Annotated in this window: 21 protein-coding genes; 11 read left to right on the top strand and 10 right to left on the bottom strand. The window is 72.8% G+C overall.

The window, feature by feature from the left end; genetic code table 11:
* Positions 1–6 precede the first annotated feature (6 nt).
* Genes ACNKF0_RS13525 through ACNKF0_RS13510 form a run of 4 tightly spaced genes read right to left on the bottom strand, consistent with a single transcriptional unit; the run spans position 7 to position 3,911 of the window.
* Complete coding sequence (locus tag ACNKF0_RS13525; RefSeq protein ID WP_416952868.1) at positions 7–360, bottom strand: lycopene cyclase domain-containing protein; 354 nt, start codon at positions 358–360, stop codon at positions 7–9.
* Between the two features lie 7 nt (positions 361–367).
* Complete coding sequence (gene crtI / locus ACNKF0_RS13520; RefSeq protein WP_416952867.1) at positions 368–1,990, bottom strand: phytoene desaturase family protein; 1,623 nt, start codon at positions 1,988–1,990, stop codon at positions 368–370.
* A complete protein-coding gene (locus ACNKF0_RS13515) occupies positions 1,987–2,871 on the bottom strand; it encodes a phytoene/squalene synthase family protein (protein WP_416952865.1) in 885 nt (294 codons plus the stop codon). The genes crtI and ACNKF0_RS13515 overlap by 4 nt, the downstream gene beginning before the upstream one ends.
* The gene (locus tag ACNKF0_RS13510) at positions 2,868–3,911 is read right to left on the bottom strand and encodes a polyprenyl synthetase family protein (RefSeq protein ID WP_416952863.1); all 1,044 of its coding nucleotides are present in this window, start codon (positions 3,909–3,911) and stop codon (positions 2,868–2,870) included. Before ACNKF0_RS13510 ends, ACNKF0_RS13515 begins: the two co-directional genes overlap by 4 nt.
* Before the next feature lie 93 nt (positions 3,912–4,004).
* On the opposite strand from ACNKF0_RS13510, the gene ACNKF0_RS13505 reads away from it, so the two are divergent.
* The 6 genes from ACNKF0_RS13505 (at position 4,005) to ACNKF0_RS13480 (ending at position 12,264) form a co-directional block, all read left to right on the top strand.
* Positions 4,005–4,859 carry a DICT sensory domain-containing protein gene (locus ACNKF0_RS13505; RefSeq protein ID WP_416952861.1) on the top strand — a complete coding sequence of 285 codons (855 nt, stop codon included), beginning with the start codon at positions 4,005–4,007 and terminating at the stop codon, positions 4,857–4,859.
* A gap of 47 nt (positions 4,860–4,906) precedes the next feature.
* Positions 4,907–6,754: an ABC transporter ATP-binding protein gene (locus ACNKF0_RS13500; RefSeq protein ID WP_416952859.1), complete on the top strand. Its 1,848-nt coding sequence runs from the start codon at positions 4,907–4,909 to the stop codon at positions 6,752–6,754.
* Between the two features lie 28 nt (positions 6,755–6,782).
* Complete coding sequence (locus ACNKF0_RS13495) at positions 6,783–7,763, top strand: SDR family NAD(P)-dependent oxidoreductase (RefSeq protein WP_416952857.1); 981 nt, start codon at positions 6,783–6,785, stop codon at positions 7,761–7,763.
* 47 nt (positions 7,764–7,810) lie between these two features.
* Positions 7,811–9,802: a threonine--tRNA ligase gene (gene thrS, locus ACNKF0_RS13490; protein ID WP_416952855.1), complete on the top strand. Its 1,992-nt coding sequence runs from the start codon at positions 7,811–7,813 to the stop codon at positions 9,800–9,802.
* 5 nt (positions 9,803–9,807) lie between these two features.
* Positions 9,808–10,965 (top strand): MalY/PatB family protein, encoded by a 1,158-nt coding sequence (locus ACNKF0_RS13485; protein WP_416952853.1) that lies wholly within the window; start codon positions 9,808–9,810, stop codon positions 10,963–10,965.
* Positions 10,966–11,193: 228 nt separating this feature from the next.
* Positions 11,194–12,264: a phosphotransferase family protein gene (locus tag ACNKF0_RS13480; RefSeq protein ID WP_416952851.1), complete on the top strand. Its 1,071-nt coding sequence runs from the start codon at positions 11,194–11,196 to the stop codon at positions 12,262–12,264.
* Between the two features lie 8 nt (positions 12,265–12,272).
* On the opposite strand, the gene ACNKF0_RS13475 is transcribed toward ACNKF0_RS13480, so the two are convergent.
* Positions 12,273–12,752 (bottom strand): GNAT family N-acetyltransferase, encoded by a 480-nt coding sequence (locus ACNKF0_RS13475; protein ID WP_416952849.1) that lies wholly within the window; start codon positions 12,750–12,752, stop codon positions 12,273–12,275.
* A gap of 23 nt (positions 12,753–12,775) precedes the next feature.
* Between ACNKF0_RS13475 and ACNKF0_RS13470 the strand changes: the two genes are divergently transcribed.
* A complete protein-coding gene (locus ACNKF0_RS13470; RefSeq protein ID WP_416952847.1) occupies positions 12,776–13,321 on the top strand; it encodes an HIT family protein in 546 nt (181 codons plus the stop codon).
* On the opposite strand, the gene ACNKF0_RS13465 is transcribed toward ACNKF0_RS13470, so the two are convergent.
* Both ACNKF0_RS13465 and ACNKF0_RS13460 read right to left on the bottom strand, forming a co-directional pair.
* Positions 13,306–14,448, bottom strand: coding sequence for a N(5)-(carboxyethyl)ornithine synthase (locus ACNKF0_RS13465; protein ID WP_416952845.1), 1,143 nt, complete (start codon positions 14,446–14,448; stop codon positions 13,306–13,308). The genes ACNKF0_RS13470 and ACNKF0_RS13465 overlap by 16 nt on opposite strands.
* Entirely contained in the window at positions 14,445–14,579 is a 135-nt protein-coding gene (locus ACNKF0_RS13460; protein WP_416952843.1) for a hypothetical protein, read from the bottom strand. Before ACNKF0_RS13460 ends, ACNKF0_RS13465 begins: the two co-directional genes overlap by 4 nt.
* Before the next feature lie 72 nt (positions 14,580–14,651).
* Between ACNKF0_RS13460 and ACNKF0_RS13455 the strand changes: the two genes are divergently transcribed.
* The 3 genes from ACNKF0_RS13455 to pdxS all read left to right on the top strand — a co-directional run bounded on the left by ACNKF0_RS13455 (position 14,652) and on the right by pdxS (position 17,055).
* The gene (locus ACNKF0_RS13455) at positions 14,652–15,425 is read left to right on the top strand and encodes an inositol monophosphatase family protein (protein WP_416952841.1); all 774 of its coding nucleotides are present in this window, start codon (positions 14,652–14,654) and stop codon (positions 15,423–15,425) included.
* A 9-nt stretch (positions 15,426–15,434) separates the two neighbouring features.
* Positions 15,435–16,058, top strand: coding sequence for a phosphatidylinositol phosphate synthase (gene pgsA / locus ACNKF0_RS13450; RefSeq protein ID WP_416952839.1), 624 nt, complete (start codon positions 15,435–15,437; stop codon positions 16,056–16,058).
* 64 nt (positions 16,059–16,122) lie between these two features.
* Positions 16,123–17,055 (top strand): pyridoxal 5'-phosphate synthase lyase subunit PdxS, encoded by a 933-nt coding sequence (pdxS, locus tag ACNKF0_RS13445; protein WP_416952837.1) that lies wholly within the window; start codon positions 16,123–16,125, stop codon positions 17,053–17,055.
* Positions 17,056–17,074: 19 nt separating this feature from the next.
* On the opposite strand, the gene ACNKF0_RS13440 is transcribed toward pdxS, so the two are convergent.
* The 3 genes from ACNKF0_RS13440 to ACNKF0_RS13430 are packed head-to-tail and all read right to left on the bottom strand — an operon-like array spanning position 17,075 to position 19,546.
* Positions 17,075–17,473: a glyoxalase gene (locus ACNKF0_RS13440; protein WP_416952835.1), complete on the bottom strand. Its 399-nt coding sequence runs from the start codon at positions 17,471–17,473 to the stop codon at positions 17,075–17,077.
* Positions 17,470–18,348, bottom strand: a complete 879-nt coding sequence (locus ACNKF0_RS13435) for a helix-turn-helix domain-containing protein (protein ID WP_416952833.1) — start codon at positions 18,346–18,348, stop codon at positions 17,470–17,472. The genes ACNKF0_RS13440 and ACNKF0_RS13435 overlap by 4 nt, the downstream gene beginning before the upstream one ends.
* 55 nt (positions 18,349–18,403) lie before the next feature.
* A complete protein-coding gene (locus ACNKF0_RS13430) occupies positions 18,404–19,546 on the bottom strand; it encodes a serine hydrolase domain-containing protein (protein ID WP_416952831.1) in 1,143 nt (380 codons plus the stop codon).
* A 42-nt stretch (positions 19,547–19,588) separates the two neighbouring features.
* Here ACNKF0_RS13430 and pdxT point away from each other — a divergent pair, with 42 nt between their 5' ends.
* Complete coding sequence (gene pdxT, locus ACNKF0_RS13425; RefSeq protein WP_299925073.1) at positions 19,589–20,188, top strand: pyridoxal 5'-phosphate synthase glutaminase subunit PdxT; 600 nt, start codon at positions 19,589–19,591, stop codon at positions 20,186–20,188.
* Positions 20,189–20,224: the final 36 nt, after the last annotated feature.

Below are 20,224 nucleotides of genomic sequence, written 5' to 3'. Positions count from 1 at the left end.
TGCCCCTCACCTCGCCTCCTCGTGTGCCCGTGGCGTCCAGGGGCGTACGCCGCGCCGGGCCGCGCTCACACCCTCGAGCGTCAGCACCGACACGACCGGGATGACGACGAAGAAGGCGATCTCCTCCAGCGGCAGGCCGGCCAGCCGCCACGGCAGCGTCTGGTCCTCGTCGAACCACCAGTGGCCGACGTGCGTGGCCCACAGGTCCCACAGCAGGAACGGCGTGCCGGCGAGGCCGATGGTGAGCAGCAGGCGCCCCGGCTGCCGGAGCACCTGCAGCCGGAACGCGGGCACCAGCGGCAACGTGCCGGCCAGGCAGAACGCCAGCATGGCGACGTAGGACCAGTGGGGCAGGCTCATCAGGTGATCATGCCTGCACCGGCAGGCTCGACCGGTCGCCGGTGAGCCGCTTGAGCACGAGCTCGGCGCTGATCAAGCACATCGGCAGGCCGACCCCGGGCACCGTGCTCGCGCCGGCGTAGAGCAGCCCGTCGACCTTGGCCGAGACGTTGCCCGGACGCAGGAACGCGCTCTGGCGCAGGGTGTGCTCGAGCCCGAGGGCACCGCCGCGCCACGAGTGGTAGCGGGTGGCGAAGTCCTCCGGGCCGACGGTGTGGCGGACCCGGATCCGCTCGCGCAGGTCGGGGATCCCCGCCCAGGACGCGATCTGGTCGATCGCGGCGTCCGCGGTGCGCTCGACGGTCTCCGAGCCCGCTCCCTCGTCGCCGCCGCTGCCGATGGTCGTGTCGGCCGGCACGGGGACGAGCACGAACAGGTTCTCGCAGCCCTCGGGCGCGACGCTCGGGTCGGTCTCCGACGGCTTGCAGACGTAGATCGAGGCGGGATCGGGCACCCGGGCATCCTTGCCGAAGATGTCGCCGAAGTTCTGCCCCCAGTCGCGGGTGAAGAACAGCGAGTGGTGCGGCAGCTCGGGCAGCCGGCCCTCGACGCCGAGCATCGCCAGCACGGCGCCGGGCCCGGGGGAGCGGTCGCGCCACGCCGGCTCGGGGTGGGTCTGCAGCTCGGTGGGCAGCAGCGCGGTCTCGAGGTGGTGGAGGTCGGCCGCCCCGACGACCACGTCGGCCCCGAGCGTCTGCAGCCCGCTCGCCGACTCGTGCTCGACGCCGGTCACCACGGGACGTCCACCTCCTGCGTCGGAGGTGAGGATCCGGGTGACGGCTGCCCCGGTGTGCAGGCGCGCGCCGTGCTTCTCCGCGAGGTCGGCGATGGCCCGGATGAGCCGGGTGAACCCGCCCTGGGGGTAGAGGACGCGGTCGCCGAGGTCGAGGCGGCTCATCAGGTGGTACATGCTCGGCGTTCGGCTGGGGGAGGAGCCGAGGAAGACGGCTGGGTAGCCCAGCACCTGCCGCAGCCGGTTGTCGGTGAACGAGCCGGCGACGTGGCTCTCCAGCGACCTCGTCAGCAACCGACCGAGCGCCGGCGTCCGGCGTACGACGTCGGGGTGCACGAAGGCCGTGGGCGAGTCGAAGCTCGTGTAGAGGAACCGGCGCAGGGCCATGTCGTAGGTGTCCTCGGCCGAGCGCAGGTAGGCGTCGAAGCGGTCTCCCGCCCCGGGCTCGAGCGACTCGAACAGTGCGCGGTTGTGCTCCCGGTCCGGCCGCAGGTCGATCGGTTCGGGGTGGCCCTCGAAGAACACGCGGTAGCTCGGGTCGAGCACGGTCAGGTCGAGCTCGGCCTCGGCCGAGGTGCCGAGGAGCTCGAAGAAGTGCTCGAAGACCTCGGGCATGAGGTACCACGAGGCGCCGGTGTCGAACCTGTAGCCGTCGCGCTCCACGCTGCCGACGCGGCCGCCGAGGTCGTCGTTCTTCTCGAGGAGGTCGACCGAGTGGCCGCGCGAGGCGAGGAGCGCCGCGGTGGCGAGGCCGGCGATGCCGCCGCCGACGACCACGACACGCTGGGGCGTACCGTCTCCCGTCCTGCGGGGCGTCGGGGCGAAGCGATTGAGACGATCGGGCAGGCGGAGCGTCACGAGCGTCCTCCCCGCAGCGAGCTGGCGGCCAGGCGGAGCTTGACCGGCGTGGGGACCCGGACGCGGGTGCGTCGGATCTCCTCCGGCGAGGCGGCGCGCAGCCGCTGGGCCAGCTCGGCGAAGGTCGCGTGGGCCGCCCGGACCGCGCGGCGACTGCTCGGGGGCAGGTCCGGCACCACGGCGGCGGCCGCACGCAGGTCGTCGTCGACGTCGTCGAGGATGCGGTCGCGGTCGGCCTCGCAGAACGTCTCGACGTCGAGGCCGGGGAAGTAGTCGCGGCGCAGCAGGTCGTGGTCGTCGGACAGGTCGCGCACGAAGTTGAGCTTCTGGAACGCCGCGCCCAGGCTCCGTGCTCCCGGGGAGAGCCGCTCGTACTGCTGGTCGCGGTCGGGCCGCGCGTCGGGCGCGGCCAGGAAGGCGCGCAGGCACATCAGCCCGACGACCTCGGCCGAGCCGTAGACGTAGCGGTCGAACGTCTCCTGCGTGTGCGACCCGGTGTCGAGGTCGGTGCGCATGGAGGTGAAGAACGGGGTGACGATCTCGGGCTCGAGGCCCACGGCGATGGCCGTGCGGGCGAAGGCGTGCACGACCAGGTTGCCGCTGTAGGCGGTGCGCATCGCGTGCGCGACGTCGCCCTCGAGCCAGTCGAGCATCGTGGCCCGGGCCGATCGGTCCAGCGTCGGGTCGGGGTTGTCGACGATCTCGTCGGCCACGCGCACGAGCGCGTAGATGTTGCGGACCTGGGTGCGCACCGGCTCGGCGAGCAGGCGCGAGGCCAGGCCGAACGAGCTGGAGTACTCGCGGATGACGACGGCCGAGCTCGCCTCGGACACCGTGTCGTAGAGGCTGCGTGGGGCGCTGCGGCCCATGAAGAGCGTCATGCCGCCACCTCGCTGCCGTCGGCCAGGACGGCCGGTGGGACGGCCACGCCGTCCAGCAGGTCGGCCGGGATCCCGAGGCCGTCGAGCACCGTCCGTGCCTGGGCGAAGTGGCGCTCGGCGAGGTCCTCGACGAAGCGCCGGGAGCCCGAGGCCACGAGCAGGTCCCGTGCCTCGGCGAGCTCCTCGTCGCTCAGCTCCCGGCCGAGGTAGTCCTGCAGCTGCAGCCACGCCGAGGTGGTGCGCGCGTGCACCAGCAGTGGTGTCTGCTTGCGGGTGCGCAGGTCGCACGTCGCGCTCTTGCCCGAGCGCGTGGGATCGCCGAAGACACCGATCAGGTCGTCCGCGAGCTGGAAGGCGATCCCCATCGCGCGACCGACCTCGCCGAGCCGGGCGATGGTCGACGCGTCGGCCCCCGCCAGCACCGCGCCGGCCTGGAGGGGGAGGATGAAGGAGTAGGCGCTGGTCTTCTGCGCCTCCATCTCCAGGCTCTGGGCGAGGGTCGCGGGGGCGAGGTCGAGGGAGTGCCGGACGTCGGCGAGCTCGCCGGCGGCGGTCCGGTGCAGCGCCGTGTCGAAGAGGTCGAGCAGCCGCCCGACGACCGGAGCCGGGGCACCACTCAGCGCGACGGTGCGGACAGCGGCCGCGAGCGCGAGGTCGCCGGCCAGGATCGCTGCGGTGAGGCCGTAGCCGGCGGCGACCTCGGGCTCGGCTCCGTCGACACCGGCCAGTGCGCGGAAGGTGCCGCTGACGTTGGGGCGCCCGCGCCGCACGTGGTCGTCGTCGATGACGTCGTCGTGGATGACGAAGGCCGTGTGGAGGAGCTCCACGGCCGCCCCGACCTCGGCCGCGGCGTCCGGCGACCCGCCGCCGAGCGCGTCGTGGGTGGCCCTCACCAGGGCGGGACGGAACCGCTTGCCTCCCTCGGTCGCGGCGGACAGCGCCTCCCACAGGAGCGCGTGGTGGGCGTCGATCGCGGCCGCGCGCCGGCGGCCGTCCTCGAGGATCCGAGCCAGTGCCGCGTCCGTATCGGTGCCGATCATCTGTGCCTCCCGCAGTTCGACCGTTCCTTGGTGTCCAAACCTATGCAACACTTCCAACTAAATCTAGGCACGATGCAAAGGAGTGGACAAGGTTTGGACGCCCATGCTCGCGCATCCCTCACTATCGGTGATCTGGCCCACAGGACGGGAGTACCCATCTCAACGCTCCGCAGCTGGGAGAAGCGGTACGGCTTTCCGGAGCCCCGTCGTCAGCCCGGTGGGCACCGGCGCTACAGCGACGCCGATGTCGACGCCGTCCTCGACGTCCTGGCGCGCCGCCGTGGCGGCCTGTCGCTCGCCGCCGCCGTGCACCGTGCCGAGGCTCCGCAGGTCCGGTCGGGCTCGGTGTTCGCCGAGCTCCGGCGCCTCCACCCGCTGCTCAGGCCGCAGGTTCTGTCGCGCCGCACGCTCGTGTCGATGAGCCATGCGATCGAGGACGAGTGCGCGGCGCGCGCCGCCGACCCGGTGCTCGTCGGGGGGTTCCAGCGCGAGCGGTTCCTCCGTGCCTCCTACGACCGCTGGCGCGAGCTCGCCCGGACCGCGCAGGTCGCCGTCGTCTTCGCCGACTTCGACACGCGTGACGCCGCCCCGCCCCGGCGCGGGGTCCCGGTGGAGGTCCCGATCCCGCCGGAGTCGCCGCTCAACCGCGAGTGGCTCGTCGTCTGCGACGCCGCCGACCTGCCGGCGTGCCTGGTGGCGGTCGAGCGCCCCGGTGGGGGTGCCGATCCCGCCGCCGAGCGCACCTTCGAGGCCGTCTGGTCGGTCGACCCCCAGGTGGTGCGCGACGCCAGTCGCATCGCCACCGCGCTGGCCGACGACCTGCGTCCCGGCTGGCGCGACGCCCTCGACGTACCACCCCAGCCGGACCCGCCAGGGGCGTCCGAGGACCTCTACCGGGCGACGCTGCTCTTCGACCGGATGGTCGCCTACATCGACGCGGCCCACTGACACGGCCCGTTGACGGGTGGCGGGTTAGGGTCGCCTAACCTGTGCAGGTGTCCGAGCTCGCCACCCCCGATGCTGCCCCCGATGCCGCCCCCGACGTCGTCCAGCCGCTGCGTGACCTCTGGCGCCGCTACGGGGCCTACCGCACCCGGTTCGTCGGCGCCGTCGCGGCGTCGACGGTCAACAAGGTCGCCGACGTCGTCCCGGAGCTGCTGATCGGTGCGGCCGTCGACGTGGTGGTGCGCGGCGACGCGTCGTTCGTCGGCGAGGTCCTCGGCGTCGAGTCGCGCTTCGCGCAGCTCGGCTGGCTGGCGGTGATCAACGCCGTCGTGTGGGTCGTGGAGTCGGTCAGCCAGTACGTCGCCAGCGTCCTGTGGCGCGGCCTGGCGCAGGGCGTCGAGCACGACCTGCGCGTCGAGGCGTACGACCACGTCCAGCACCTCGACCTCGGGTGGCACGAGAGCCGTCCCGCCGGTTCGACGCTCGCCACGCTCAACGACGACGTCAACCAGCTCGAGCGCTTCCTCGACGTCGGTGCGCCGGCGATCCTGCAGACGGCGCTCAACGTGCTGCTCGTCGGCGCGGTGTTCGCCGCCGCGTCGGGCCAGCTGCTCGTGCTGGCCTTCCTGCCGATCCCGCTGATCGTGATCGGCTCGCTGGTCTTCCAGCGCCGCCTCGAGCCGCTCTACGACCGGGTCCGGGTCGCCGTCGCCGACCTGTCCAGCACCCTCTCGTCCAACATCTCGGGCATCGCCACCATCAAGGCGTTCACCGCCGAGGACCGCGAGCGCGACCGCGTCGCGGCGGTCTCGCAGGCCTACCGCGAGGCCAACACCGACGCGATCCGCTCCTCGGCCGCCTTCGTGCCGCTGGTGCGGATGGCGATCCTGGCGGGCTTCACCTGCACGCTGCTGCTGGGCGGCTGGGCGACCCTGCGCGGCGACCTCGAGGTCGGCCTCTACTCCGTGCTGGTCTTCATGACCCAGCGCCTGCTCTGGCCGCTCACCGAGGTCGCGGAGGTCCTCGACCTCTACCAGCGCGGGCGGGCGTCGGCGGCCCGGATCCTCGGCCTGCTCCAGGTGCCGGTGACCGTGCCGGCCGGCGTCACGGCGCTCGAGCGCCCCGTGGCCGGTCGGGTCGAGCTGCGCGGTGTCCGGGCCGGCTACGCCGACGGCCCCGACGTGCTGCACGGCATCGACCTCGTGGTCCCGGCGGGTGAGACCCACGCGATCGTGGGATCCACCGGCTCCGGGAAGTCGTCGCTGCTGCGCCTGGTGCTGCGCTTCGACGACCCGCGTGAGGGGCAGGTCCTCTTCGACGGTCAGGACGTGCGCGGCCTCGACTGGGACTCGCTGCGCGGCTCGCTGGGCTACGTCGCCCAGGACGTCTTCATGTTCGCCGGATCGGTCGCCGACAACATCGCCTACGGCCGCCCCGGCGCCACCCGCGAGCAGGTCCGCGAGGCCGCCGAGGCGGCTGCGGCCCTCGACTTCATCGACGCGATGCCCGACGGCCTCGACACGTGGGTGGGGGAGCGGGGCGTGACCCTCTCCGGCGGCCAGCGGCAGCGGCTCGCCCTGGCGCGTGCGCTGCTGCGGGACCCCGCGGTGCTGGTGCTCGACGAGGCCACCAGTGCCGTCGACAACGAGACCGAGGCGGCGATCCAGCGCTCGCTGCGCCGCGCCACCGCCCGGCGTACGGCGATCGTGGTCGCCCACCGGCTCTCGACCGTCCGGCACGCCCACCGCATCTGGGTCCTCGACGCCGGCCGGGTCGTCGAGGCCGGGACGCACGACGAGCTGATCGACCGCGGCGGGTCCTACGCCGCCCTGTGGCGGGTCCAGACAGGCGAGGCGGCGGAGCAGGTCGTCGCCATCGACGCGACCGCCGACGTCTGATCGAGGCCGCGTGGGGGTACCGGCGGGCATGCCGACCCACGCTCGTCCGCCACGCGTCGTCCTGGTCACCGGTGCCTCCAGCGGCATCGGTGAGGCCGCCGCCCACCGCGTCGCCCGCCAGGGCGACCACCTCGCGCTCCTCGCCCGCGGTCGCGGCGCCCTCGATCGGGTGGCCCGCGCCTGCGACGCGCTCGGCGCCGCCTCGACGACCGTCCTGCCCGCCGACATCAGCAGGGACGACGAGGTCGAGGCCGCGGTCGCCGCCGTCATGGCGCAGCACGGCTGGATCGACACGGTCATCGGCAGCGCGGGCGTGGTCGCCTACGGCCGGGTGGAGGACGTGCCGGCCGAGGTGTTCGACCAGGTCGTGGCCACCAACCTGCTCGGCTCGGTCAACCTCGCCCGCCACGTGCTCCCCGTGCTGCGCACGCAGGGCGCCGGCAACCTGGTGCTGGTCGGCTCGGTCATCGGGCACATCGCCGTCCCCGACATGGCGGCGTACGTCGTGAGCAAGTGGGGCGTCCGCGCGCTGGTGCGTCAGCTCCGGGTCGACAACCGCGACCGCCCGGGCGTCCGGATCGAGTACGTCGCCCCCGGCGGCGTCGACACGCCCATCTACCGGCAGGCGGCGACGTACGGCGACGCGGCCGGGCGCCCGCCGTTCCCGGTCACCACGCCCGAGCGCGTCGCCGGTCGCGCCCTGGCCGTCGCCGACGGGCGCCGCAGCGGTGGGCAGGTCGGCCTCGCCAACGAGGTGATCCGCCTCGGCTTCACCGCGTTGCCGTGGGCGTACGACCGTCTCGTCGGTCCGCTCTTCGCCGTCGCGGCGCAGGACCAGACGGTCGACGTGGCTCCCGGCCCGGGCAACGTGATGTCCTCGCGCGAGGAGCACAACGGCCTGCGAGGTGGGCACGGCAACGCCCTGCTGGCCATCGGCGCGAACGCCGTCGCGCTCGCCCGCCGACGGGTGCGGGAAACCGGGGTGAGTCGGTCGTCGTCCGGCCGATAGCATCGCCGGGGACAACCGTCCCGCCCCACCTCCCAGAAGGAGCACTCGTGTCCGACATCAAGGTCGTCCGCATCCACGCCGATCAGCGTGCGGAGACCACGGTCACGACGGGCACCAAGGCCTGGGAGCTCTTCCGTGACGACGCCGACGTGGTCGCCGCGCGGGTCGCGGGGCAGCTCAAGGACCTGGCCCACGAGCTCGCCGACGGCGACGAGGTCGAGGGCGTGGCGATCGACAGCCCCGACGGGCGCGACATCCTGCGGCACTCCACCGCCCACGTGCTGGCGCAGGCCGTGCAGCAGCTCTTCCCCGACGCCAAGCTGGGCATCGGCCCGCCGGTGGAGAACGGCTTCTACTACGACTTCGACGTCGAGACCCCCTTCGTGCCCGAGGACCTGGTCAAGATCGAGTCCGCGATGCGCAAGATCATCAAGGAGAACCAGCGCTTCGAGCGCCGGGTCACCACCGACGCAGACGCGCTGACCGAGCTCAAGGACGAGCCCTACAAGATCGAGCTGATCGGCCTCAAGGGCGGCGCCGGCACCTCGGACACCGAGGGTGCCTCCGTCGAGGTGGGTGCCGGCGAGCTGACCATCTACGACAACATCGGCCGCAACGGCGAGGCCAAGTGGTCCGACCTGTGCCGCGGCCCGCACCTGCCGACCACCAAGCGGATCCCTGCGTTCAAGCTGATGCGCAGCGCGGCGGCCTACTGGCGCGGCGACGAGAAGAACAAGCAGCTCCAGCGCATCTACGGCACCGCCTGGGAGACCAAGGAGGCGCTCGAGGAGCACCTGCACCGCATCGAGGAGGCCGAGCGGCGCGACCACCGCAAGCTCGGCCGCGAGCTCGACCTCTACTCGTTCCCCGACGAGATCGGGTCGGGCATGGCGGTCTTCCACCCGAAGGGTGGCGTGATCAAGCGGGAGATGGAGGACTACGTCCGCCGTCGGCACCTCGAGGAGGGCTTCGACTACGTCGGCACCCCCCACATCAGCAAGGACGGGCTGTTCCACACCTCCGGGCACCTGCCCTACTACGCGGACACCATGTTCCCGCCGATGGAGATGGAGCACGCCGAGTACCGCCTCAAGGCGATGAACTGCCCGATGCACAACCTCATCTACCGCTCGCGGCAGCGCTCCTACCGCGAGCTGCCGCTGCGGTTCTTCGAGTTCGGGTCGGTCTACCGCTACGAGAAGTCCGGCGTCGTGCACGGCCTCACCCGGGTGCGTGCGATGACCCAGGACGACTCGCACTCCTACGTCACCCCGGAGCAGGCCCCGGCCGAGGTCGAGCACCTGCTCACCTTCGTCACCGGACTGCTCAAGGACTTCGGCCTCGACGACTACTACTTCGAGCTGTCGACCCGCGACGACTCCAAGCCCGACAAGTTCATCGGCTCGGACGACCAGTGGGCGACCGCGACCGAGGTGCTGGAGACCGCCGCGCTGAAGTTCGGCGTCGACCTCGTGCCCGACCCGGGCGGCGCAGCGTTCTACGGCCCCAAGATCTCCGTGCAGGCCAAGGACGCGATCGGCCGCACGTGGCAGATGTCGACCATCCAGTACGACTTCAACCAGCCCGCGACCGACCGCTTCGACCTGGAGTACGTCGCCGCCGACGGCAGCCGCCAGCAGCCGGTGATGATCCACTCCGCCAAGTTCGGCTCCATCGAGCGGTTCATCGGCGTCCTCGTTGAGCACTACGCCGGCGCGTTCCCGCCCTGGCTCGCGCCCGTCCAGGTGCAGGGCATCCCGATCGCGGAGCGCCACAACGACTACCTGTTCGACATCGCGAAGCAGATGAAGGCGCAGGGCCTGCGGGTCGAGGTCGACGAGTCCGACGACCGGATGCAGAAGAAGATCCGCAACGCGCAGCTGCAGAAGGTGCCGTTCATGATGATCGCCGGCGACGCCGACGTGGAGGCGGGCGCCGTGTCGTTCCGCTACCGCGACGGGCGCCAGGACAACGGCGTACCCCTGGCCGAGGCGATCGAGCGGGTGGCCGCGGCCGTCGCGTCGCGCGAGCAGGTCTGACAGCGGTGGTGGCGTCCGGCCGGCCGATCGTCGACCTCACCGACGAGCAGGCCCGCCGTGCCCTGCCGCTCAAGTGGGGCACGGTCCCGCCTGACGTGATCCCCGCGTGGGTGGCGGAGATGGACTACGCCGTCGACCCGGTCGTCCTCGAGGCCGTCCAGCGGGCGCTCGCCGACGGGATCACCGGGTACCCGCTCTTCGGCTGGGACCCGGCGCTGGCGGAGTCCTACAGCGACTGGTCGTCGCGGCACTTCGGCTGGGCACCGGAGCCCGAGGCGGTCCACCCGGTGGTCGACGTGACCGCCGGGGTCCGACTGGCGATCGACGTGTTCAGCGGGCCCGGGGGAGTGGTCTTCCCGACGCCGGGCTACAACGCCCAGTTCGGGCTCGCGAGCGTCACCGGCCGCGAGGAGGTGCGCCTCCACGTTCCGGCCTCCGCAGACCGGGCGGAGATCGACCTCGACCGGCTCGACCGTCTCTTCGCCGACGGGGCCCGGACGCTGCTGCTCACCCAGCCGCACAACCCGTGGGGCCGGGTCTTCACCCGCGCCGAGCTCGAGGGGATCCGCGACGTCGTCGTACGCCATGGCGCGCGTGTCGTCAGCGACGAGATCCACGCACCCCTCGTGCTGCCGGGCGCCGAGCACCTCTCCTACCTCGCGATCGAGGGCACCCACGACCACGCCGTCGCCGTGGTCGCCGCGTCCAAGGCGTTCAACACCGCCGGCCTGCGGTGCGCGCAGGTCGTCGTCCCCGACCCCGCCTCCCGCCGGCTGCTCGCCGACCAGCCGATGTCGCGCAACGACTCGCACTCGCCGCTCGGTGCCATCGCCGCGCGGACGGCGTACGACCTCGGCGACCCGTGGCTCGGCTCACTCGTCGAGCGCCTGGACCAGCAGCGCGCCCTGCTCGCGGAGCTGCTCGCCGCCCACCTTCCGGAGGTGCGGATGCGCCCGCTCGAGGCGACCTACCTCGCCTGGCTCGACGCCTCGGCCTACGGCCACGACGACGCCGCGGCGGTGGCACTGCAGCGGGGCCGAGTGATGGTCAGCGACGGTGCGTCGTACGCGCCGGGCACGCCGGGGTGTGTCCGGCTCAACATCGCCACCTCACCCGAGCGCCTCACCGAGATCGTCCAGCGGCTGGCGAAGGCCTGGACCTGACACGCGCCGTGGATCTCTACTCGGACGCACGGCTGTACGACCGGGTGTTCCCCGGAGGCGGCCCGGCCGTCGACTTCTACCGGGCCGAGGCGGACTGACCGGACCTCCACATCGGTCGGGGAACCGTCGGGTCGCCCGGAGCGGCGCTGGGCGACCCGACGGTTCCCCAGCGGGTCGGGGGCGGAATGGAGTGCCGTGACGCCGCCCACCCGGCGGCACACTGGTGGGATGGACGAGGAGCTGAGGAGGGCGACGGCGCGCGCCATGGGCCACGAGTCCTGGGACGAGGTCGTGGTCCTGGGCGGTGGGCGGGGCGGTGCCTACCTCGCCACGAAGGACGGGGTCGCGCGCGTCGTGAAGGTCCACCGCCCCGACGACCCCTACCGCGGGCGGCGGGAGCGTGCGGCCCTGGTGGCGCTCGGCGGTGCTGCGGGCACGCCTTCGCTGCTGGCCGAGTCCGACGACCCCGCGTTCGTCGTGATGTCCGTGGTCGAGGGGGAGGGCAGCGTGGCCGACGCGCTGCTCGGCTCCGACGCGGGCGTGGCGCACGGGGCCGTGGTGCGGTGGGCCCAGGCGCTGGGAGCGGTGCACGCAGCAGGCAGCCCCGAGGTCCGTACGTCGTTCGCCGACGCGCTCGCCGAGCGCGGGCCCGACCTCCCGGCACGCAGCCTCGCCGACGACTTCGCCGCGGCTGCGGAGATGTACGCCGCGGCCCTCGACGACCTGGGCCTCCCGCCCCACACCCGCGCGCTCGACGAGCTCCGCGCACTGCCCGCAGCCCTCGCCGACGACGACCACGAGGTGCTCAGCCCGGCCGACACCTGCCCGGACAACAACGTCGTCGGCGCCGACCGGGTCCGTCTCATCGACTTCGAGCACGCCGAGCTGCGCCACCGCGCCTGGGACGTCGCCTACCTCCTGGCGCCGTGGCCGAGCTGCTGGTGCGCCTGGACGCTGCCGCACGAGGTCGCGGAGGCCGGCATCGCCGCCTACTGCGCCGCCGTGGGTGAGGCCGTACGCCCGCAGCAGCTCACACGCGACCTCGAGGTCGCGACGCTCGGGTGGCAGGCGATGACGCCGGCGTGGTTCCTCGCCGGTGCCCTCGAGGACGACGACGCCGGGGCCGGTCCGCGTCGTCCCGCACGGCGTGCGTTCGTCCTGCACCGCCTCGACGCCGTCGCGTCGAGCACGTCCAACCCGCACCTGGCCGCGCTGGGCGGCGACCTCGCAGCGACGCTGCGGGGTCGCTGGGGCGACGTCCGGCTGGAGGCGGCACCCGCCTTCCGGCGGGAGCCCTGACGAGGCGGTCAGCGCACCCGCTTCACGTACCTCCGGCACGGCGAGACGAAGGTCTCCCCATCCGCGGTGACCTCGTAGGGCAGGTCGCCGGCGTCCGACCAGCCCTGTCGCTCGTAGAACCGGCGCGCGCGAGCGTTGCCGACGACGACTGCCAGCCACGCCGAGGAGTGCCCACCGGCAGCCACCCGCCGCTCGGCCTCGGCGAGCAGCTCGGTGGCCAGGCCCGACCCGCGGGCGCCCGGTGCGACGAACACCTGCTCCACCTCGTCGCCCACCACCATCACGAAGCCGAGCAGCGAGCCGTCGTCGGCCACCGCGACCGCCGTGTCCGCCACCCGCGGCGGCGTGCGCTCGTGGAACGCCGCCAGCGTGCGTGCCGCGGTGAGGCCGTCCGGCACGTGCCCGGCGTGGCCGTCGTGCCAGCCCTCGTGCCACAGGTCCGCGACGGCCGCCATGTCGGCGTCCCCGGCCGGTCGGATCGACGTCATGGGGCCACCCTAGGATCGCTGCCATGAGCGGCGGGACGAGTGACGACGGGCTCGAGCGGATCTGGACGCCCCACCGGATGGCCTACGTCCGGACGGCGGTGGACGACGAGGGCTGCCCGTTCTGCGCGATCCCGTCCCACCCCGACGACGAGGCGCTCGTCGTGGCGCGCGGGGCGTCGACGTACGTCGTGCTCAACCTGCACCCCTACAACCCCGGTCACCTGATGGTGCTGCCCTACCGCCACGTCGCCGACCTCACCGACCTCACGGCCGACGAGGCGGCCGAGCTGATGGCGATGACGCAGCAGGCGCTGAGGGCCGTACGACGGGTGAGCCGCCCGCACTCCTTCAACGTCGGGCTCAACCTCGGCCGGTCCGCCGGCGGCTCCCTCTCCGAGCACCTGCACCAGCACGTCGTGCCGCGGTGGACCGGCGACGCCAACTTCATCACCGTCGTCGGCGGCACCAAGATGCTGCCGCAGCTGCTCGAGGACACCCGCGACCTGCTCGCGAAGGCCTGGACCGAGGTCGAGCAGGAGGATCCGACCGGGGGTCAGCCGACCGGGTAGGGGTGCTCCGGCGACCGCCCCTGGAAGGCCAGGATCGCGGGGTTCTGGATACGGCCCTCGCGGATCTCGATGGCGCGACTGATCGTCTCGTCCGCGTCCCACGCAGCGGGCCCGCGGAGGACGGTCTCCATGAAGGGGAGGAGCGCCTCGCTGTTCTCCCACGTCGCCGAGTCCCAGAGGTAGGACGGGCTGTGGTCGACGGCGTAGTAGTGCACGCGGTCCGCGACGGTGAACATCGGCTCGTCGAACGTCGTCGGCCTGGCCCACGAGAAGCCCATGCCCTCGTCGCAGGACACGTCCACGATGAGGCTGCCCAGCCGGAAGTCGGCCAGGTCCTCGGTGCGCAGGTAGGTCAGAGGCGCCGCGGTGTCCTGCAGCGTGCAGTTGACGACGATGTCCGCCTCGGCCAGGTAGGGCGCGACGGGCATCCGTCCGCGCTCGGTGATGACATGGGTGACGATCGCGTCGTCGGGGTGGTGGTCGAACTGGCGGATCCGCACCGAGTGGATCGGTGAACCCACGGCAGCGACCCCCCGAGTGGTGAGCACCACGACCTCGTGGACGCCGTGGGCCTTCAAGGCGGTGACCGCGCCGCGCGCGGTGGCCCCGAACCCGATGACGACCGCGCTCAGCCGGCGTCCGTAGTCCCCGGTGATGCCGACGAGCTCCATCGCCTGCAGCACCGAGCAGTAGCCGGCGAGCTCGTTGTTCTTGTGGAACACGTGGAGTCCGACGTGTCCGTCCGTCGTCCAGTGGTTCATCGCCTCGAAGGCGATCAGCGTCAGCTCGCGGTCGATCGCGAGCTGCGTCAGCGCCCGGTCCTGCACGCAGTGCGGCCACCCCCAGAGGACCTGGCCGGGACGCATGGCCGCGACGTCGTCGTGCTGGGGCTTGGGGAGCACCACGACGTCGGAGTCCCGCAGGATCTCCTCGCGCGAGGCGAAGCCGGCCACGTGCGGCGCCAGCGACTCGTCGCTGATCCCGAAGTGGTCGGCGTACCCGTGCTCGAGCGTGGTCCGTGCCGCGACCTCGGGAGCGAGGCGTGCGAGGTGGTCGGGGTGGAGCGGGAGGCGGTGCTCGTTCTCCTTGGCCGACGTGCCGATGACGCCGAGGCCGAGCAGGCTCACTTCTTCCTGGGCATCAGGGGCTCGGGGGCATCGCTCTTCCCGACCGCCTTGGCGTGCTTCTCGGCACGCTTCTCCTTGATGGACTTGCCGGACTTCTTGGACATGCCTTGCCGTGGCGACTTGTCGCTCATCGGGGCTCCTCGATTCGGAAGCCTGACTGGCTCCGTCCTGCCACAGTACGCCGCGGCGCTAGCGTGGCCCCCGTGGATGACCCGCGCCTCGCCGCCGATGCCGCACTGGCCGCCGATCTCGTGCGGGAGGCAGCCCTGCTGGCCGCCCGCATCCGGCAGGAGGGACTGGACGTCGAGCGCAAGACGAGCGGCTCCGACATCGTCACCCAGGCCGACACCGCGGCCGAGCGCCTGATCGTGCAGCAGCTCACCGCCGAGCGCCCGGACGACGCCATCGTGGGGGAGGAGGGCACCTCCAGGCCCGGCTCGTCGGGTCGCACGTGGGTCATCGACCCGGTCGACGGCACCTTCAACTTCTCCCGCGGCAGCGACTGGTGGTGCACCGCCATCGCCCTGCACAACGAGGACGACGTGCTGCTGGGCGCGGTCCACCACGCCGCCAGCCTGCGCACCTGGGTCGGCGGCCCCGACCTGCCGAGCACCTGCGACGGCGCGCCGCTCGCCCCGCTCCCCGACACGCCGCGCGAGGAGCGCTGCGCCGCGACCTACCTGCACCCGCCGTTCTTCGCCAGCGAGGTCGGCGAGGCGTTCGCCCGCGCGTTGGGCCAGGTCGGCACGCTGCGGATGTTCGGCTCCGGGACCATGGACACGATGGCGATCGCTTCAGGCCAGTGGGACGTGCTCTTCCAGCACTCGGTGGCCGACTGGGACCGGCTCCCGGGGGCCGCGATCATCCGCGGTGCCGGCGGCGAGTCCGTCGTCGTACCCGCGTCGGGCGTCGACTGGACCGTCTCCGGCGCGCCCGCAGCGGTGGCGGACGTACGCGCCGCGCTGCTGGACCGGTAGCCTGCCGCCGTGCTCGACAGGTTCAAGCAGTTCTGGCAGGGCGTCATGCTCGCGCCCTTCGTCAACCTGTTCATCCGCCTCGGCATCAGCCCCGACGTCGTGACGCTCGTCGGCACGCTCGGGGTGAGCTTCGGTGCCCTGTTCTTCTTCTCCCAGGGCTGGGTGTGGCAGGGCGTGCTGTTCATCACCGCCTTCGTGTTCAGCGACCTCGTCGACGGAGCGATGGCCCGCAAGGTCGGCCGCAAGGACGACTTCGGTGCCTTCCTCGACTCCACGCTCGACCGGGTCGCCGACGGCGCGCTGTTCGGCGGACTGGCGCTCTACTTCGCGTGGCACACCGAGAGCCACCTCTACCTCGTGCTGTGCCTCGTCATCCTCGTCATGGGCGCGGTCACGTCCTACGCCCGGGCCAAGGCCGACCACCTCGGCTACGACGCCAAGGTCGGCATCGCCGAGCGGCCCGACCGCCTCGTCGGCATGCTCGTCCCCGCGTTCTTCGCCGACGTCCTCGACCTGCCGATCCTGCTCGAGGTCGCGCTCTGGGCGCTCGCGGTGGCGGCGACCGTGACCGTCGTGCAGCGCATCTGGGTCGTACGACGTCAGGCGCTCGCGCGGGCCGCAGCGCAGGGGTGATCACGCGCTCGACCACCGTGCTCCCGGTGCATCCTTTGGGATGAGCCCGCACTACGATCGGAGCATGGCTGAGCACACCCCCCAGACGTCCACCCAGACGCCTTCAGAGACCCCCATCGAGCACGGCACGAGCCGCGTCAAGCGCGGCATGGCCGAGATGCTCAAGGGCGGCGTCATCATGGACGTCGTCACCGCCGAGCAGGCGAAGATCGCCGAGGACGCCGGTGCCGTCGCGGTGATGGCGCTCGAGCGGGTTCCCGCCGACATCCGCGCCCAGGGTGGCGTCTCCCGGATGAGCGATCCCGACATGATCGACTCCATCATCGAGGCCGTCTCGATCCCGGTGATGGCGAAGGCCCGCATCGGTCACTTCGCCGAGGCCCAGGTCCTGCAGTCGCTCGGCGTCGACTACATCGACGAGTCCGAGGTGCTGACCCCGGCCGACTACACCAACCACATCGACAAGTGGGCCTTCACGGTGCCGTTCGTGTGCGGTGCGACCAACCTGGGTGAGGCGCTGCGCCGCATCACCGAGGGTGCGGCGATGATCCGGTCCAAGGGCGAGGCCGGCACCGGCGACGTGTCCAACGCGGTGATGCACATGCGCACGATCGGCGGCGAGCTGCGCCGGCTGCACAGCATGGCGGAGGACGAGCTCTACGTCGCGGCCAAGGAGCTGCAGGCCCCCTACGAGCTGGTCAAGGAGGTCGCGGCTGCGGGCAAGCTGCCGGTGGTGCTCTTCACCGCCGGCGGCATCGCCACCCCGGCCGACGCGGCGATGATGATGCAGCTCGGCGCCGAGGGCGTCTTCGTGGGCTCGGGCATCTTCAAGTCCGGCAACCCCGCCCAGCGCGCCGAGGCGATCGTGAAGGCCACGACCTTCCACGACGACCCCGACGTGGTCGCCAAGGTCTCCCGCGGCCTGGGCGAGGCCATGGTCGGCATCAACGTCGACGAGATCCCGCAGCCGCACCGTCTGTCCGAGCGCGGCTGGTGACACCCGGCCGCGGCGGGCCTCAGTCCCGCCGCGGCTCCCCGGCGTAGGTGCCGAAGGACCACTGGTTGCCCTCCGCGTCGGTGACCCGGAACTCCCGGCTGCCGTAGTCCTGCTCGACGACCGGTGACGGGTCGAGCCCGGCCTCGACGGCTCGGCCGTGGACGGCGGCGACGTCGGAGGCGACGACGTACGCCGCCGTGGTGCCGGGCTGCTGGGTGAACGGGCCGTCCGGCTTGTGGCAGCCGAGCATCACCCCGCCGCCCTCGGGCCAGTCGAGCTGGGCGTGCTGCACGACGCCCGCTTCGTCGCGGTAGGCAGCGGTCTCCTCGAAGCCGAGGGCGACGAGCGTGCGGATGACGAGGTCCGGGTCGTGCGCCTGCAGTGCGGGCCAGACGGTGGTGCGGTGCTGTTTGCTCATGCCGACGATGTTGCCGCGCCGCCGCCCGGGGCGCCTTGGACATTTGGGAACTCGGCGGCGAGCCAGGCCGACGGCCCCAGCCCGGCGAACTCGTGGAAGTCCCGCGCCAGGTGGGACTGGTCGTAGTAGCCCGTCCGGGCGGCCACCTGCGCCAGGGACGACCCTGCGGCCGCCGCCGCGACCACCTCACGCCGCGCGGTGTCGAAGCGCGCGAGCCGCTGGAGGGTCTTGGGGCCGTGTCCCGTCTCGGCCGTGAGCAGCTGGGTGAGTCGCCGGCGGCTGTAACCCACGGTGTCGGCGACGTCGGCGACCGCCCGGGGCGCCGGGCCGGTGAGCAACCGCCACGCCTCCTCCACCTCCGGCGACGGTCCGTGGTGGGAGGTGCTCCGGTCGGCGCGGGCGGCCAGCCGCAGCAGGAACCGACCGACCGCGGCGTACCTCCCGGGCCAGTCGGGCGCCGCGTGCAGCTCCTCGACGACCCGCTCGACCTCAGGGCCGAGCAGGTCGCGCGCGTCCCAGCTGCCCACGGGCAGGTCGGACGCCGGGACGCCCAGGAGCCGTCGGACGCCCACCGGGTGGAGGGTCAGCTGCACCCCGGCCCACCTGTCGGGCTGCTCGACCATCGCCGCCCGGGTGTGGAGCCCGCCGAGGCTCACCCACTGCGCGTCGCGCACCCCGTCGACCCAGGCCTGCTCGGTCGGGGCGGTCCGCAGCGGTCGCCCGAGGCCCAGCACGAGGGTCAGCCCCGCGGACGGCAGGCCGCGGTGCACCCCGGGCGCGAGTCCCTCGGCGGAGTAGCCGTCCATCGCGACGACGTGCCGGGCGAGCGGCGCCGGGACCCGCGCCGCCGGCAGGTGCTCCCACGCCCCGACCATCCGTCGAGTGTGCCGCACCGTCCGCCGCGGCGTCACGCGTCAGCGCAGGGTCGGGTCAGCGCACCGCGCGGGTCAGCACGCGGGCGGCGTTCGTGAAGCCGTACGCCTCCTCGCCGGGCTGTGCGGGCAGGCCGAGGCGGACCACCATGGTCCGCGTCGTCGGGTCGACGAGCAGCACCTGGCCGCCGAAGCCGAGCGCGGCGAAGACCTCCTCCGGCGCCGACGGCGCGAGCTGCCCGCTGGTGGGCCGCAGCGGTTGACCCTGGGCGTCGACGGGGTCGGTGGCGCCGCGGAGCGCACCGGGTCGGTTGAGCCACCAGAGGAAGCCGTAGGCCGCGTTGTGGACCGTGGAGGACCGGCCCACGGCCTCGCGGACCCAGCTGCGGTCGATGATCCGCGTGCCGTCGACCTTTCCCCGGCCGAGGTGGAGCCGGCCCAGCCGGGCGATGTCGAGGCAGGTGGTGCGCAGCCCGTGGAAGACGGCCGCGTCGTCGGCCCGGTCGGTGACGAAGCTCGTACGGGTCATCCCGAGCGGGTCGAACAGCCGCTTCCTGGCGAAGCGCGCCACCGGCATGCCGGTCGCCCGCTCCAGCACCGGCTCGAGGACCTGGATCGCGGCGTTGTTGTAGGCCCACGCGCTGCCCGGCGCGTACTGCTGGGGAAGGGAGACGGCGTACCGCGTGCGGCTCCGGGCCGTCAGGAGGTCGACGTAGTCCGACTGGAGCGACCAGAAGCGGCCGCTGTCGTTGGCGAGCAGGTTGCGCACGGTCACCGACTCCGACGGCGTGCCCCGCCACTGCGGCACGTAGGTCGAGACGCGGTCGTCGAGACGCAGGTCGCCGTCGCGCACCGCGATGCCGACCAGCGTGCTCGTGACCGACTTGGTGATCGAGAAGACCTCGCGCGGCTCGTCGCGCGGCAGCCGCCAGCTGCGGTGCGCCACGAGCCTGCCGTCGCGCAGCACCGCGAAGCAGGTGGAGTCGAGGCGCCTGGCCTCGGCCGCGCCGCGCCGGATCGCTCGGGCGCGCAGGCCGACGCTCGACGGGGACGCCGTCGGCCAGCCGTCCACCGTCCGGGGAGCCGGCCTGCTGCCGGTGTCGGCGCCGTCCCGGTCCACCGCGGCGCCGGTCGCCGTCGGGGCGCTGCCGGTGGCGAGCGCGACCCCCAGCAGGACGGCGGGCAGACGGCGAAGCCTCATGGGGCGTGAGCCTACGGCGGAGCGACGGTCCTAGGATCGACGATCGTGGATCCGACCATCGGCGTGCTCGCGCTGCAGGGCGACGTGCGCGAGCACCTCTCCGTCCTGCGGTCCCTGGGCGCGGACGCGATCTCCGTACGCCGTCCTGCCGAGCTCGCCGCGTGCGACGGACTGGTCATCCCCGGTGGCGAGTCCACGACGATGGTCAAGCTGGCCCGGATCTTCGACCTGCTCGAGCCGCTGCGCGACGCCGTACGCGGTGGGCTGCCCGCGTTCGGGACGTGCGCGGGCATGATCCTGCTGGCCGACCGGATCGAGGACGGCGCGGCGGGACAGGAGACCGTCGGCGGGCTGCACATCACCGTGCGCCGCAACGCCTTCGGCCGCCAGGTCGACTCCTTCGAGGAGGATCTCCATGTCGACGGCCTGGCCGACCCGGTGCGCGCGGTGTTCATCCGCGCGCCGTGGGTCGAGGCGGTCGACGACGACGTGGAGGTGCTGGCCCGGGTGGAGGAAGGGCCGGCCGCGGGTAGGATCGTCGCGGTCCGTCAAGGCCCCCTGATGGCGACCTCGTTCCATCCCGAGGTCGGTGGCGACGGCCGGGTGCACGGCATGTTCGTGGACCTGGTGCGCTCGGCCTGACGACCGCACAGACGCACAGCGACGGATAGAGGGACT

The sequence above is a fragment of the Nocardioides sp. T5 genome, assembly GCF_048161455.1.
In the GTDB taxonomy this organism is placed as follows: domain Bacteria; phylum Actinomycetota; class Actinomycetes; order Propionibacteriales; family Nocardioidaceae; genus Nocardioides.
The sequence above is the reverse complement of the archived record's forward strand: the minus strand, read 5'-3'. Positions and strand labels throughout refer to the sequence as shown.

Bases quoted from the DNA above. Each gene is read 5' to 3' on its own strand.
- ACNKF0_RS13525 (WP_416952868.1), bottom strand. From the start codon at position 360: ATGAGCCTGCCCCACTGGTCCTACGTCGCCATGCTGGCGTTCTGCCTG.
- ACNKF0_RS13515 (WP_416952865.1), bottom strand. From the start codon at position 2,871: ATGACGCTCTTCATGGGCCGCAGCGCCCCACGCAGCCTCTACGACACG.
- ACNKF0_RS13510 (WP_416952863.1), bottom strand. From the start codon at position 3,911: ATGATCGGCACCGATACGGACGCGGCACTGGCTCGGATCCTCGAGGAC.
- ACNKF0_RS13495 (WP_416952857.1), top strand. From the start codon at position 6,783: ATGCCGACCCACGCTCGTCCGCCACGCGTCGTCCTGGTCACCGGTGCC.
- ACNKF0_RS13480 (WP_416952851.1), top strand. From the start codon at position 11,194: ATGGACGAGGAGCTGAGGAGGGCGACGGCGCGCGCCATGGGCCACGAG.
- ACNKF0_RS13475 (WP_416952849.1), bottom strand. From the start codon at position 12,752: ATGACGTCGATCCGACCGGCCGGGGACGCCGACATGGCGGCCGTCGCG.
- ACNKF0_RS13470 (WP_416952847.1), top strand. From the start codon at position 12,776: ATGAGCGGCGGGACGAGTGACGACGGGCTCGAGCGGATCTGGACGCCC.
- ACNKF0_RS13460 (WP_416952843.1), bottom strand. From the start codon at position 14,579: ATGAGCGACAAGTCGCCACGGCAAGGCATGTCCAAGAAGTCCGGCAAG.
- pdxS (WP_416952837.1), top strand. From the start codon at position 16,123: ATGGCTGAGCACACCCCCCAGACGTCCACCCAGACGCCTTCAGAGACC.
- ACNKF0_RS13440 (WP_416952835.1), bottom strand. From the start codon at position 17,473: ATGAGCAAACAGCACCGCACCACCGTCTGGCCCGCACTGCAGGCGCAC.
- ACNKF0_RS13435 (WP_416952833.1), bottom strand. From the start codon at position 18,348: ATGGTCGGGGCGTGGGAGCACCTGCCGGCGGCGCGGGTCCCGGCGCCG.
- ACNKF0_RS13430 (WP_416952831.1), bottom strand. From the start codon at position 19,546: ATGAGGCTTCGCCGTCTGCCCGCCGTCCTGCTGGGGGTCGCGCTCGCC.